At 52.8% G+C, this 13,400-nt stretch carries 13 protein-coding genes; 6 read left to right on the forward strand and 7 right to left on the reverse strand.

Annotation, left to right across the window (positions count from 1 at the left end; all coding sequences use genetic code 11):
- Nucleotides 1-103 precede the first annotated feature (103 nt).
- Together DXU84_RS08050 and gapA are read right to left on the reverse strand one after the other, a co-directional pair.
- Complete coding sequence (locus DXU84_RS08050; RefSeq protein WP_153375376.1) at nt 104-973, reverse strand: D-hexose-6-phosphate mutarotase; 870 nt, start codon at nt 971-973, stop codon at nt 104-106.
- A gap of 166 nt (nt 974-1,139) precedes the next feature.
- On the reverse strand, nt 1,140-2,138 hold the full coding sequence (gene gapA / locus DXU84_RS08055) for a glyceraldehyde-3-phosphate dehydrogenase (RefSeq protein ID WP_013575362.1): 999 nt from the start codon (nt 2,136-2,138) through the stop codon (nt 1,140-1,142).
- 349 nt (nt 2,139-2,487) lie between these two features.
- Here gapA and msrB point away from each other — a divergent pair, with 349 nt between their 5' ends.
- A complete protein-coding gene (msrB, locus tag DXU84_RS08060; RefSeq protein ID WP_013575363.1) occupies nt 2,488-2,901 on the forward strand; it encodes a peptide-methionine (R)-S-oxide reductase MsrB in 414 nt (137 codons plus the stop codon).
- Nucleotides 2,902-2,996: 95 nt separating this feature from the next.
- The gene (locus DXU84_RS08065; protein WP_015689892.1) at nt 2,997-3,269 is read left to right on the forward strand and encodes a YeaC family protein; all 273 of its coding nucleotides are present in this window, start codon (nt 2,997-2,999) and stop codon (nt 3,267-3,269) included.
- Nucleotides 3,270-3,345: 76 nt separating this feature from the next.
- Here the strand turns inward: DXU84_RS08065 and pncA are convergent, their stop codons facing one another.
- The 3 genes from pncA to sppA form a co-directional block, all read right to left on the reverse strand.
- Complete coding sequence (gene pncA, locus DXU84_RS08070) at nt 3,346-3,975, reverse strand: bifunctional nicotinamidase/pyrazinamidase (RefSeq protein ID WP_013575365.1); 630 nt, start codon at nt 3,973-3,975, stop codon at nt 3,346-3,348.
- Between the two features lie 13 nt (nt 3,976-3,988).
- A complete protein-coding gene (gene ansA / locus DXU84_RS08075; RefSeq protein ID WP_013575366.1) occupies nt 3,989-5,002 on the reverse strand; it encodes an asparaginase in 1,014 nt (337 codons plus the stop codon).
- Between the two features lie 157 nt (nt 5,003-5,159).
- Nucleotides 5,160-7,013 (reverse strand): signal peptide peptidase SppA, encoded by a 1,854-nt coding sequence (gene sppA / locus DXU84_RS08080; protein WP_013575367.1) that lies wholly within the window; start codon nt 7,011-7,013, stop codon nt 5,160-5,162.
- A 179-nt stretch (nt 7,014-7,192) separates the two neighbouring features.
- Between sppA and DXU84_RS08085 the strand changes: the two genes are divergently transcribed.
- From DXU84_RS08085 to DXU84_RS08095, 3 genes are all read left to right on the forward strand, one after another.
- On the forward strand, nt 7,193-7,744 hold the full coding sequence (locus DXU84_RS08085; RefSeq protein WP_013575368.1) for an NAD(P)H nitroreductase: 552 nt from the start codon (nt 7,193-7,195) through the stop codon (nt 7,742-7,744).
- 223 nt (nt 7,745-7,967) lie between these two features.
- Complete coding sequence (locus DXU84_RS08090; RefSeq protein ID WP_013575369.1) at nt 7,968-9,917, forward strand: DNA topoisomerase III; 1,950 nt, start codon at nt 7,968-7,970, stop codon at nt 9,915-9,917.
- Entirely contained in the window at nt 9,910-10,224 is a 315-nt protein-coding gene (locus DXU84_RS08095; RefSeq protein ID WP_153375378.1) for a DUF1496 domain-containing protein, read from the forward strand. Before DXU84_RS08090 ends, DXU84_RS08095 begins: the two co-directional genes overlap by 8 nt.
- Nucleotides 10,225-10,298: 74 nt before the next feature.
- On the opposite strand, the gene DXU84_RS08100 is transcribed toward DXU84_RS08095, so the two are convergent.
- Complete coding sequence (locus DXU84_RS08100) at nt 10,299-10,700, reverse strand: pyrimidine (deoxy)nucleoside triphosphate diphosphatase (RefSeq protein ID WP_013575371.1); 402 nt, start codon at nt 10,698-10,700, stop codon at nt 10,299-10,301.
- A complete protein-coding gene (gene xthA / locus DXU84_RS08105; RefSeq protein ID WP_013575372.1) occupies nt 10,700-11,509 on the reverse strand; it encodes an exodeoxyribonuclease III in 810 nt (269 codons plus the stop codon). The genes DXU84_RS08100 and xthA overlap by 1 nt, the downstream gene beginning before the upstream one ends.
- Nucleotides 11,510-11,764: 255 nt before the next feature.
- On the opposite strand from xthA, the gene tyrR reads away from it, so the two are divergent.
- Entirely contained in the window at nt 11,765-13,339 is a 1,575-nt protein-coding gene (tyrR, locus tag DXU84_RS08110) for a transcriptional regulator TyrR (RefSeq protein ID WP_015689897.1), read from the forward strand.
- The last annotated feature ends 61 nt before the right edge of the window (nt 13,340-13,400 follow it).

The raw sequence follows: 13,400 nt of genomic DNA on the forward strand, positions 1-13,400 counted from the left end.
GGAAGTGAGAGAAAAAAGGTCGAAATATCCCTTAAAAAACAATGCCGGTCACCTTAAGTGACCGGCATTAGCCTTCAGGCCCCTTTGTCATGCGCGCTGCAAACTACTTACGGAGGGAGAAAGTCACCGCCAGACGTGCAGGTGCTGCATGGGTAGACACATGCTTGTGGGAAACTTGCGCCGTTTCAACGCACACCATGGTTTTATATCCGTCATCCGGCATATCAGCCATGCTCACCGACAGTGCAGAACCCGGATTCCAGGCCACCACATCGGCGTTATTTTCATGTGCGACAACCAGCGTACGTTTCAGAACCGGATCAACGATTTCGCTGGTGGCTTGCGGCTGGGTGTAGATGCGGTCAGTCTGGCCCGTGAAGGTCAGATCACCGTCTTCCTGCTTGGTTTTTGCGCCATCGACTTTATCAATAAAGCTGTTGCCCAGGCCTTTAATAGTGACATCGGCGATGTCGCCAATGTTGAAATAGGTGTGCAGGGCGCTGTTGGCTTCGAAATCACCGGTTGATTCCAGCTCGATGTGGCAGGTTGCCCCGAGCGTGAAGCGTGCCGTCAGCGTGAATGCATGCGGCCATAATTCCAGTGTTTCAGGGGAGCTTTTCAGCGTTAAGGTCAGTACCACATCTTCGTCAGTTTCTTTGTGGTCAGTCAGTTCCCACGCAACGTTACGTGCAAAACCGTGTGAGGGTTTGCCCGCCGGACCAAACCACGGCCAGCAGATAGGGATACCGCCACGAATCGCAACGCCTTCTTTGAACGCGCTGGCACTGCTCATCCATAGCACCGGCTCTTCGCCTTCAGGCTGCCATGCCAACAGATGTGCACCTTGCAGGGCAATGGCAGCACGGACTTTCGGATGAGTCACCACGAGTACCGGCAGTTCGTCGACAAGACGCTGGCTAACGGAGGTAGAGATTTGGTTTACGATCGGAAGAGAAAAGAGTTGTTCTGTCATTATCTAAAATCCTGTCAGGGTTAAACAATTACGATTTTGAACCAAGACTACACATGAACCAAACCCGTCTGTTTGATCGCACTCATGTGCTGATAAAAAAGTGCATCCGACAGAAAGCAAAAGGGCGACTTGCGTCGCCCTTCAATCAGTTCATTCACATAACCAATTATTTGGAAACGTGAGCGATCAGATCCAATACTTTGTTTGAATAGCCAGTTTCGTTGTCGTACCAGGAAACCAGTTTCACAAAGTTGTCGTTCAGCGCGATACCTGCTTTCGCATCGAATACGGAAGTCAGTTTTTCGCCGTTGAAGTCGGTAGATACTACGTCGTCTTCGGTGTAGCCCAGAACGCCTTTCAGATCGCCTGCTTCAGAAGCTGCTTTGATTACTGCGCAGATTTCTTTGTAAGACGCTGGTTTTTCCAGACGTGCAGTCAGGTCAACAACAGAAACGTTAGGAGTAGGAACGCGGAACGCCATACCCGTCAGTTTACCGTTCAGAGCTGGGATAACTTTACCTACTGCTTTAGCAGCACCGGTAGAAGAAGGGATGATGTTCTGGGATGCGCCGCGGCCGCCGCGCCAGTCTTTGTGAGACGGGCCATCAACGGTTTTCTGAGTTGCGGTAGTTGCATGAACAGTGGTCATCAGTGCTTCAACGATACCGAAGTTGTCGTTGATAACTTTAGCCAGTGGTGCCAGGCAGTTAGTGGTGCAAGATGCGTTAGAAACGATTTCCTGACCTGCGTATTCTTTATGGTTAACACCCATAACGAACATTGGGGTGTTGTCTTTAGAAGGACCAGTCAGAACAACTTTCTTAGCGCCTGCAGTGATGTGCTTACGAGCAGTCGCATCATCCAGGAACAGACCAGTAGCTTCAGCTACAACGTCAACGTTAACTTCATTCCATTTCAGGTTAGCTGGGTCACGCTCAGCGGTAACACGGATGGTTTTGCCGTTAACAACCAGGTGACCGTCTTTAACTTCAACAGTACCGTTGAAACGACCATGAGTTGAGTCGTACTTCAGCATGTATGCCATGTAGTCCGCGTCTAACAGATCGTTGATTGCTACGATCTCGATGTCAGAACGTTCTTGAGCAGCACGGAAAACAATGCGACCGATACGGCCAAAACCGTTGATACCTACTTTGATAGTCATATATTCCACCAGCTATTTTTTTAGTGAATAAAAGGTTGGTTGTAAAATTACAAAAACCTTGCTGAGCGTCAAGCGGAATCGTGTCAATTATTGCTGTAAGTCAAAGCGACGACCTACTCTTGCTCGCTTATTGCACGTTCCGTTTTTAAATCGGCTCACAACCACATGGGGGCGAAAAACAGAATATAAAGAGCCGGAAGATCAGGAGTGTGATCGCCATCACAAGTTGCAAGCTGGCTAACGCTGATGCCATACAGTTTAGGACAAAACGGGCAGACTCGTTGTTAATTTTTTGTTATTATAAACTGTTATTTAAGTTGATTTTTATATTCGTCAGAGAACGAGAATCATGAGCATTGAAGCCAAATCTTCCCCTACACTTGACCAACTCACTGAAATTCAACGTTATGTCACGCAGGAGCACGGTACAGAACCCCCGTTCTCCGGAAAGTTGCTGCACAACCGCCGCGAAGGGATTTATCATTGCGTGGTCTGTGAGTCAGCGCTGTTCTACTCCGATACCAAATACGATTCCGGCTGTGGCTGGCCAAGTTTTTATCAGCCAGTTAACCCTGATGCGATCAAATATCTCACTGATAATTCGCATAAAATGGCGCGTGTCGAAATCCGCTGCTCCCGCTGTGAAGCTCATCTGGGGCATGTTTTCCCGGACGGCCCGAAACCGACAGGTGAACGTTACTGCATAAACTCTGCCTCAATGAGCTTTACTGATGGCAAAAGTGGCAATAAAACCCGCGGTTAGTTCGCAAGAAAATGGTGATGTAATTTTACCGACAAAATCGATTCAGCTATTATTCAAAACCGTTTGAATAATACAGATGAACACAAGGTGCTCAGATGGAAATTAATCAACTTATTGATGTAATGACGCCGGAAATTTACGCACGTCTCGCGCAGGCAGTTGAACTCGGAAAGTGGCCGGACGGTGTCGCGCTGACGCCGGAACAGAAAGAGCACAGTCTGCAGGCCGTGATGCTGTATCAGTCGCGTCACAATGTTGATGCCCAGCACATGAGCATTGGCACGGACGGGCAGATTGTCACCAAAAGCAAGCAGGAACTGAAACAGCAATTTACGCAGGATACGCTGATTAAACTGAAGCCGGAGTAAGTGGGCGGGTTGCGAAAGTGCTGTTTGCTGATAAAGGCGCTGAAGCGCCTTTATCAAGTCAGACGGGAAGACAAATTCAGCCTGTTACTGCCTCAGAGGTACTGATTTTTGCCCCTGCTTTACGCATCGCTTCAACCGCTTCAGCACTGTCTTCGGGTTGCAGATTGACGCCACGGCAACCGTCGGTCAGCAGTGTCACCTGATAACCTTGCTCCAGCGCATCCAGCACCGTGAATTTCACACAGTAATCCGTCGCCAGCCCCATCACATACACATGTGTAATCTGCGCCGCTTTCAGCCAGTCATTGAGCATCGTAGCAGCACGATGTCCGTTATCGAAAAACGCACTGTAACTGTCGATGTCAGGATTGGTGCCTTTCTGCACCACAAAATCCACCTGCGGCAGATTCAGCCCCGGGTGAAATTCAGCGCCCGGTTCACGCTGAACGCAGTGAACCGGCCACCAGACTTGAGGCAGACCGTTCAGTTCGCCCGACGTCCAGGGCTCCGCGTGGGAATTCACCGCAAAGCTGCGATGTCCCGCCGGATGCCAGTCCTGCGATGCCACCACGGCGATGTCATGGCTTTTACACCATGTCATCATCTTATTGGCAACCGCAATCGTGGCGTCGCCGTCAGTCACGGCCAGCGCGCCGCTGCGACAAAAATCATTTTGCAGATCGACCAGCAACAAAGCAGATTTCATATCGCCCTCTTATTTATTCGGTGAGTTCGCCGCGCAGGTTTTGCTGCATCAGTTCGCGGATTTCCTCGGGAGTGTGTGACTGGCTGAGCAGATAATGCAACTTGGTCAGTGCCGCTTCCACGGTCATATCAAAGCCGCTGATCACACCGGAATGGGCGAGGGCGTTGCCGGTGGCATAGCCGCCCATGTTGACGCGCCCTGAAATACATTGCGTCAGATTAACCACCACAATGCCGCGCTCAGATGCGTCTTTCAGCACTTTCAGCAGGTCGCCTTTTTGCGGGGCGTTACCGACACCGTAGGAGCGCAGGATCAGCGCTTTTACCGGTTGCATCAGGAAGTTTTGTACCACTTCGGCGGAAATGCCCGGGTAGATCGTTACCACGCCGATCGGTTGTGGCGTGATGTGATGCACTTTCAGCTTCGCCGCAGGCACTTCAGGCAGTGACGGCGTGGAAAGTCGGCGGATGTGGATCCCAGCTTCCAGCAGCGGCGAAAGGTTCGGTGAGGCAAAGGCATCGAAACCATCTGCGTGCGCTTTGGTGCTGCGGTTGCCGCGATACAGACGGTTGTTGAAGAACAGGGTGACTTCGTTGACCGGATGATTCGCGGCGATATACAGCGAGTTCAGCAGGTTGATCTGACCATCAGAACGCAACGCTTCAAGCGGAATCTGTGACCCTGTCACAATCACCGGTTTGCTCAGATTTTCCAGCATGAACGACAGTGCAGAAGCGGTGAATGCCATGGTGTCGGTGCCGTGCAGGATAACAAAACCGTCGTAGTCGTCGTAATGCGCCTGAATATCGTCGGCGATGTGCTGCCAGTCTTCCGGCGTCATGTCGGAGGAATCCATCAGAGGCGCGTATTCCTGAATGGTAAATTCAGGCATCTCAGGGCGATGGAATTCAGGCATCAGCGCCAGCTGACGTTGTAAATGGCCGGACACCGGAATGTAACCCTGTTCAGAACGCTGCATACCGATTGTGCCGCCGGTATAGGCAACGTAAATAGATTTTTTAGTCATCGAAGATGTTCTTTTTTAGAAAGGTGAAAGCAACTGCGCTAAGTATAAAGGCTTCGTGGCTGACGTCCCACCCTAAAAAAGCCCGGAGTTCTCAGCAAGAAGCTCCGGGCTGTGCATTAAGGCGATTCTTTATCCCACATTATCCCAAAACGGAACGTTACTTCACATCACCACAGGTCAGGCAGAGTGCGTAACGGTTCTGAGGATCGTTCATATTGCTGAACAGGTCAGCCTGTGATTTCAGCGCCATGGCCATTTTGCTCACCGGCGCAGGCAGATACGCCTGGATTGCCGCTGGCAACATAGCGTGGACCGATGCGCTGACCTGCGAGAATACCAGGTCGCTCAGGCTTGGCTCGCTGACATACCAGTTCAGTTGCCATTTTGGCAGTTTGGCCAGTTCAGCGGCTTTCTTCACGGCGTCATCGAAATCACCCAGCTCATCAACCAGGCCATTGGCTTTGGCATCTGAACCGATCCACACGTGGCCCTGGGCGATCTGGTCGATCTGCTCAGGCGTTTTGTGGCGTGAATCGGCAACCAGACCGAGGAAGGTTTTATAACCGTTCTCGATATTGAGTTGCATCATCTGCGAGAACTCCGGCGGCAGCGCTTTGGTGGAAGCGATATCCGCCAGCGGTGACGTTGCCACGCCGTCGGTATGCACACCCGCGTAATCGAGCGTGTTCTGGTACGTGTTGATTACACCAAAGATACCGATGGAGCCGGTGAGAGTGCTCGGGCTGGCGATGATGTAGTTGGCTGGTGTTGAAATCCAGTAACCGCCGGATGCCGCCATACCGCCCATTGAAACCACAACCGGTTTACCTGCGGCTTTCGCAGCCGCGAGTTCGGAACGGATCACTTCAGAAGCGCTGACGCTGCCGCCCGGGCTGTTAACGCGCAAGACAATCGCTTTCACTTTCGGATCCAGACGGGCATCACGAATTTGCTGTGCCGTGGTGTCGCCACCGACTGCGCCCGGTTGTTCTTCACCGTCGTTAATTGCACCGGTGGCAAAGATCACCGCGATTTGCGGATCGTTGTTGTCCGGTTTTGGCTTCGGCGAATAATCGTAAATGCTGGTGTAATTAAAGTCTTTGGTGTCTTTGTTCCAGCCAAAGGCTTTCACCATCTCGTTGTCGGCTTCGGTGCGTGACGCCAGTGCATCAACCAGCTTGGCTTTCAGCGCATATTGCGCCATATCACCGCCGGTTGCCTGCATACCCGCCAGCACGCCCGCCGCACCCGGGAACAGTTGTTCGGGCGTGATCTGACGGTTGGCTGACACGGTATTGAGATAGTTGGTCCACAATCCGCCAATCCAGCGGCTGTCTGCCTCACGGGCGTCAGGAGACATATCATCACGGATCAATGGCTCAACGGCGGATTTATAGGTTCCGACGCGGAAGATATTGGTGGTGACTTTCAGCTTATCCAGCAGTGATTTGTAATACAGATTGTTAGTGGCGAAACCGTGAAGATCGACCGCGCCCTGTGGCGACAGATAGATTTTGTTGGCATAACTGGCCAGATAATATTGTGACTGGTTATAGCTGTCGCCGATGGCGTAAACCGGTTTGCCTGCATCGCGGAATTCACGCAGTGCTTTACCGATGTACTGCAGTGAAGACTGGTCGGTGCCGGTGAAATCGGTCAGCTGTAACACAATCCCGGTAACGTTTTTGTCGTCTTTAGCGGAGCGGATGGTCTCGACGAGATCAAACAGCGAGTTCTCCTGCAAGCGGCTGCTCGACGTGCCCAGCAATTCGCGGCCCCACTGACGGACTTTATTATTGACGGAAGGCTTGTCGACCACTGAGCCGCTGAGATCAACCAGCAGTGCACCTTGGGTCGTTTCGACAGGCTTGTCCTGCACGGCATACCAGATGCCAACACCAGCCAGAATAATGAGAATAAGGAATACGTTGAGAATGAATTCTCTGACGAAATTAAGAAGACGCCAGGTCCACTTAAAAAAACCGGCGATAATTCGCCACAATGTGCGCATGGTCTCTCCAACAAGACAGATAAGTCCCGCTATCCTAATGACCCGCCAGAAAAATGTCAGCTTTAAATCATGTCAGAGTTTGGCAGTGATGCATTATCTGAAAGCCAGTTGACCGTTGGAAAAAGGCGTTACGATTATGTTAACGTAATTCAAATAGCAATTATTCTCAGGAGAACATCATGGACGCTTTGGACTTATTACTTAACCGCCGTTCTGCTTCCCGCCTGGCTGCACCGGCACCGGCCGGTGAAGCGCTGCAAAACATCATCCATGCGGGTATGCGCGCCCCGGATCACGGTGCCCTGCAACCCTGGCGTTTTGTCATTGCTGAAAACGACGGCCTGACCCGTTTCAGTGAGGTGCTGCGCGCGGCCGCCATAAAAGACGGCGCGGATGAAAAAGCCATTGAGAAAGCCACGCAGGCGCCATTGCGCGCACCGCAAATTATTACCGTGATTGCCGTGTGCAAAGAAAGTCCTAAAGTACCGCAATGGGAACAGTTGCTTTCCGCCGGTTGTGCTGTTCATGCCATGCAGATGGCTGCACTGGCGCAGGGTTTTAACGGCATCTGGCGTACCGGCGCGTGGACTGATCATCCGGACGTACGCAAGGCATTCAAATGTGGTGAAAACGATAAAATCGTCGGTTTCCTGTATCTCGGTACACCGCAACTGAAAGCCAGTTTGCAGGTGATCCCGGCCGACAGCACGCCATTCGTCACGCATTTGTAAAATCATACCGCTCGCTTATTAGCCGGTTTTGATCGGCCTTTTCCGATTAAACCGGTTTTTTGCTGCCTAAATGAGCGACCGCCGTCGCGGATCCTTGTAACCATCTTACTAATTACGCCGTCAGCGGCTAACATAGCCACTCTGCATGATGAGGACGTAGTGAAATGAAGGGTGGGATAATGGAAATCTTTGTCGCGATTACACCGCAAACAGGTGCCTGTTGATGCGTCTGTTCATTGCCGAAAAACCCAGCCTTGCCCGCGCGATTGCGGATGTCCTGCCGAAACCTCATCGCCGGGGCGATGGTTATATTGCCTGTGGCAACGATCAGGTGGTGACCTGGTGCGTCGGCCACTTACTCGAACAGGCGCAGCCCGATGCCTACGACAGCCGCTTTGCGCGCTGGTCGCTCGCCGATTTGCCGATCATTCCTGAAAAGTGGCAGCTTCAGCCGCGTTCTTCCGTCGCCAAACAACTCAACGTCATTAAACGCTTATTGCTCGAGGCCTCGCAGGTTGTCCACGCCGGTGACCCGGATCGCGAAGGGCAGTTGCTGGTGGATGAAGTGCTGGATTATCTCGAACTGACGCCGGAAAAACGTCACGCGACCCAGCGCTGCCTGATTAACGATCTCAACCCGCAGGCCGTCGAGCGTGCTATTGAGCGGCTGCGCGACAACCGCGATTTTATTCCGCTGTGTGTTTCCGCGCTGGCCCGCGCCCGTGCCGACTGGCTTTACGGCATCAATATGACCCGCGCCTACACCATTCTGGGGCGCAACGCCGGTTACAACGGCGTGCTCTCCGTCGGACGCGTACAGACCCCGGTTCTCGGACTGGTGGTCCGTCGCGATGAAGATATCGAAAACTTCGTGCCGAAAGATTTCTTTGAAGTAAAAGCGCATATCGTCACGCCTGCCGAAGAGCGTTTTGTGGCGCTGTGGCAGCCCAGTGATTCCTGCGAGCCGTATCAGGATGAAGAAGGGCGATTACTGCACCGTCCGCTGGCCGATCATGTCGTGGCGCGTATTGCCGGACAACCGGCGATGGTCACCGGCTATAATGACAAGCGTGAGAATGATATTGCGCCGCTGCCGTTTTCTCTTTCTACATTGCAGATTGAAGGTTCGAAAGCCTTTGGTCTGAGTGCTCAGCAAATTCTTGATATCTGTCAGAAATTGTATGAAACGCACAAATTGATTACGTATCCGCGTTCGGATTGCCGATATCTGCCAGAAGAGCATTTTGCCGGGCGTCATGCCGTGCTGAATGCCATTGGCGTTCACCGGCCTGACCTGATGCCACAACCGGCAGTGGATACCGATTTACGTAACCGTTGCTGGGATGACAAAAAGGTTGATGCGCACCATGCGATTATCCCGACGGCGCGCAGCAGTAACGTCAATCTGACGGATGACGAACGCAAAATTTACGGCCTGGTGGCGCGTCAGTATCTGATGCAGTTCTGCCCGGATGCGGTTTACCGCAAATGTGTTATCGACCTGGATATCGCGGGCGGTAAATTTATCGCCAAAGCGCGTTTTCTGGCCGAGGCGGGCTGGCGCACGTTGCTGGGCAGTAAAGAACGCGACGAGGAAAACGAAGGCACGCCGCTGCCGGTGGTGGCCAAAGGTGACGAACTGTTGTGCGAGCGCGGAGAAGTGGTTGAACGCCAGACCCAGCCGCCGCGGCCTTTTACCGATGCTACATTGCTTTCCGCCATGACCGGGATTGCGCGTTTTGTGCAGGATAAAGAACTGAAAAAAATCCTGCGTGCGACAGATGGATTAGGTACGGAAGCAACGCGTGCCGGCATTATCGAGCTGCTGTTCCGCCGCGAATTTTTGTATAAGAAAGGGCGCTATATTCATTCCAGCGATACCGGCCGCGCGCTGATCCACTCGCTGCCGGACATCGCCGCCCGCCCGGATATGACCGCTGACTGGGAATCCACGCTGACGCGTATCAGTGAAAAGAGCTGCCGTTATCAGGATTTCATGCAACCGCTGGTCGCGACGTTGCAGAATCTCATCATGCAGGCCAAAACGAACCGGGTGTCTTCGGCATTCCGCAGTCTGCCTTCCAAACCGGCGGGCGCTGTGGCGAAAGGCAAAAGCGCCCCTAAACGCCGCAAAGCGAGTACCAAAGGGAAGGAAGCAAACAGTGATGAATAATGTTTTTATCCGTAGAGTTCTGATGGCAGCGCTGATCAGTTCCGCGTTGCTGGCTGCACCGGCGATGGCGAACCGCAGCAATATCGGCAACGGTACGGATGTCGTTGTGCCATTGCCGCCGCAAATCTGGCAGAACAGCGGCAACAACAATAACAGCGCGCCAACCTGCCACAATTTCTGTATCTACAACAACCAGAGTTACAGCGAGGGGGCCGTTGTCACGGCAGACAGCGTGGTCCTGCAGTGTTCCCGTGATCCGAATGTGGTGGGCACCAACGAACTCAAATGGCAAGTGTTGAAGAAATAACGCTTTCTGAAAATGTTCAGACAAAAAAGGCGCGGAACTGGCAACAGTCCGCGCCTTTTTATTTGCCATGATCGCTAACCGGCAAATTTTGCCAGATAAGCTTGTGCCAGCGGGATATCCGCCGGTGCCAGTTCAAACGACAGCACCTCATCCGGCGTTACCCAACAGATTTCAGAGTGACACTGTAACCTAATCTCGCCGGTAAACCCGCTGACCCGCCAGCCATGCAAACGAATTAACCGTTCAGACTGTTGCACAACGCTGGTGGCGATGAAATCTTCCACCGTGGCAGTGATGCCCATTTCTTCCTGCAACTCGCGCACTAATGCAGCAGGCTGGCTTTCCCCGGCTTCGACTTTGCCGCCGGGAAATTCCCACAAACCGGCCTGATCGCCGGACGCATCCCGACGGGCAAGCAGCAATTTGCCCTCGCGCTCAATCAGGGCGGCGACCACGTCAATCGTTTTCATGGTCATTACTTCAGGTCGAACGTCGCCCAGATTGGCGCATGGTCAGACGGCCTTTCCATCCCGCGGATATCGTAATCAATCCCGGTGGCGATACAACGCGCGGCCAGCGGCGTGCTCGCCATGATCAGATCAATACGCAGACCACGGTTTTCATCAAAGCCGCGTGAACGGTAATCAAACCACGAGAATTTATCAGCGGTGTCGGGGTTGGCGGCACGGAAGGTGTCGATCAGACCCCAGCCTTTCAGGCGATCCATCCACTCACGTTCTTCCGGCAGAAACGAGCATTTACCGGTGCGCAGCCAGCGTTTGCGACTGTCTTCGCCGATACCAATGTCCAGATCGGTCGGGCTGATATTCACATCGCCCATCACCACGACCGGATTGTTCACCGACAAACTGGTGGTCAGGTAATCCTGCAAATCACGGTAAAACTTCTCTTTTGCCGGGAATTTAGTCGGATGGTCGCGGCTTTCACCCTGCGGGAAGTAACCGTTGATGACCGTCAGAATGCCTTGTGGCGTTTCGATATCGGTCATGATGATGCGGCGCTGAGATTCTTCATCATCACCGGGGAAACCACGGCGTACAGCGACGGGTTCTTGCTTGGTCAGCATGGCAACGCCGTAATGGCCTTTTTGCCCGTGATAAAACACGTGATACCCGTGCTGGCTGACTTCTTCCAGCGGGAACATATCGTCATGCACCTTGGTTTCTTGTAAACCAATAACGTCAGGCTGGTGCTGTTCGATTATTGCCGCAAGCTGATGTGGACGTGCGCGCAATCCATTGATATTAAAGGAGACGAACTTCATAGTCGGGAACCATTTGGCGATGAAATCAGAAGGGCGATAGTAGCAGAAAAAGGCGGGATGGCGAAACCAACATGTGCCGGATGCTGTCAGCAGAAATCACTATGAAAGCAAAATCCTTACCCGATCATCATGGCAGTCAGATGTCATTCAGCGAATTATTTTGTCAACTTTTCGTGACAGTCTCTTCTTCCGGTGTACATGAAAGAGTATTATGCCTGCAGCGATTTCCGCACCGGCAGAAAAAGGTCAACACTGATGCGTCTGGAAGTTTTTTGCGAAGACCGCCTGGGTCTCACCCGTGAACTCCTCGATTTACTGGTTTTACGCAGTATTGATTTACGCGGTATCGAGATTGCCTCGATTGGCCGTATTTACCTGAATTTTTCCCAACTGGATTTTGATACTTTTCGCGCCCTGATGGCTGAAATCCGCCGCATCGACGGCGTGACGGACGTCCGTACCGTGTCGTTCATGCCTTCCGAACGGGAGCATCGTGCGTTACGCGCTTTACTGGTTTCCATGCCGGAACCGGTTTTTTCCATTGATATGAAAGGCAAGGTCGAGCAGGCCAATCCGTCGGCGATGGCATTGTTTGAACTCGATGAAGACAAAATCCGCAATGTGACAGCAGCGAATCTGATCACCGGTTACAACGTCACGCGCTGGCTGGAAAGCGAAAATGCCCAGCCACACACCGAACGTATTGTGATCCGCAGCCAGGATTTCCTGATGGATCTCACGCCAATACATGTGGATGACGAAGACGAAAAAGGCGGAATTGCCGGCGCTGTCGTCATGCTCAAATCGGCTGCCCGCATGGGACGTCAGTTGCAGGATCTGACTGTTAACGATGACAGTGAGTTTGACCACATCGTCGCAGTCAGCACCAAAATGCGTCACGTTTTGGATCAGGCGCGTAAACTTGCCATGCTGGATGCGCCGCTGCTGATTGTGGGTGATACCGGCACCGGTAAAGATTTACTGGCGCACGCCTGCCATCTGCGCAGTGCACGCGGCAAAAAACCTTTCCTCGGTCTGAACTGTGCGTCGCTGCCGGATGACGTCGTAGAAAGTGAGCTGTTTGGCTACGCGGCAGGCGCTTATCCGAATGCGCTGGAAGGCAAAAAAGGCTTCTTTGAACAGGCTAACGGCGGCTCCGTGCTGCTCGATGAGATCGGTGAAATGTCGCCGAGAATGCAGATCAAACTGCTGCGCTTCCTCAATGACGGTACGTTCCGTCGCGTGGGTGAAGAGCACGAAGTGAAAGTGGATGTCCGCGTGATGTGCGCCACTCAGAAAAACCTGGTGGAACTGGTGCAGCGCGGCGAGTTCCGTGAGGATCTGTATTACCGCCTGAACGTGCTGAGCCTGACACTGCCACCACTGCGCGACCGTCCTGCGGATGTGATGCCGCTGACTGAACTGTTCGTGGCGCGTTTCTCGGATGAACAGGGGATGCCGCGTCCGAAACTGTCTTCACAGCTGGCGAATTACCTGACGCACTACGGCTGGCCGGGCAACGTCCGCCAGTTGAAAAATGCCATTTATCGTGCGCTGACGCAACTGGAAGGCGGAGAGCTACGCCCGCAGGACATCGTTCTGCCGGACTTTGACGCTGAAGTGACGATAGGTGAGGAAGCACTGAACGGTTCGCTTGACGACATCAGCAAACGTTTCGAACGCTCCGTGCTGACCCGGCTTTACCGCACTTATCCGAGCACGCGTAAACTGGCGAAACGTCTGGGCGTCTCACACACGGCTATTGCTAACAAACTGCGCGAATATGGCCTCAGCAGTCGTCGTGGCGAAACGGGCGACAGCGACGAGTAATTCCCGGTTCAGAAATTATGCACAATAAAAAAGCAACGGATTACGCCGTTGCTTTTTTTTA

It is taken from the genome of Rahnella sp. RcJ3, assembly GCF_009498575.1.
Taxonomy (GTDB): Bacteria; Pseudomonadota; Gammaproteobacteria; order Enterobacterales; family Enterobacteriaceae; genus Rahnella; species Rahnella aceris.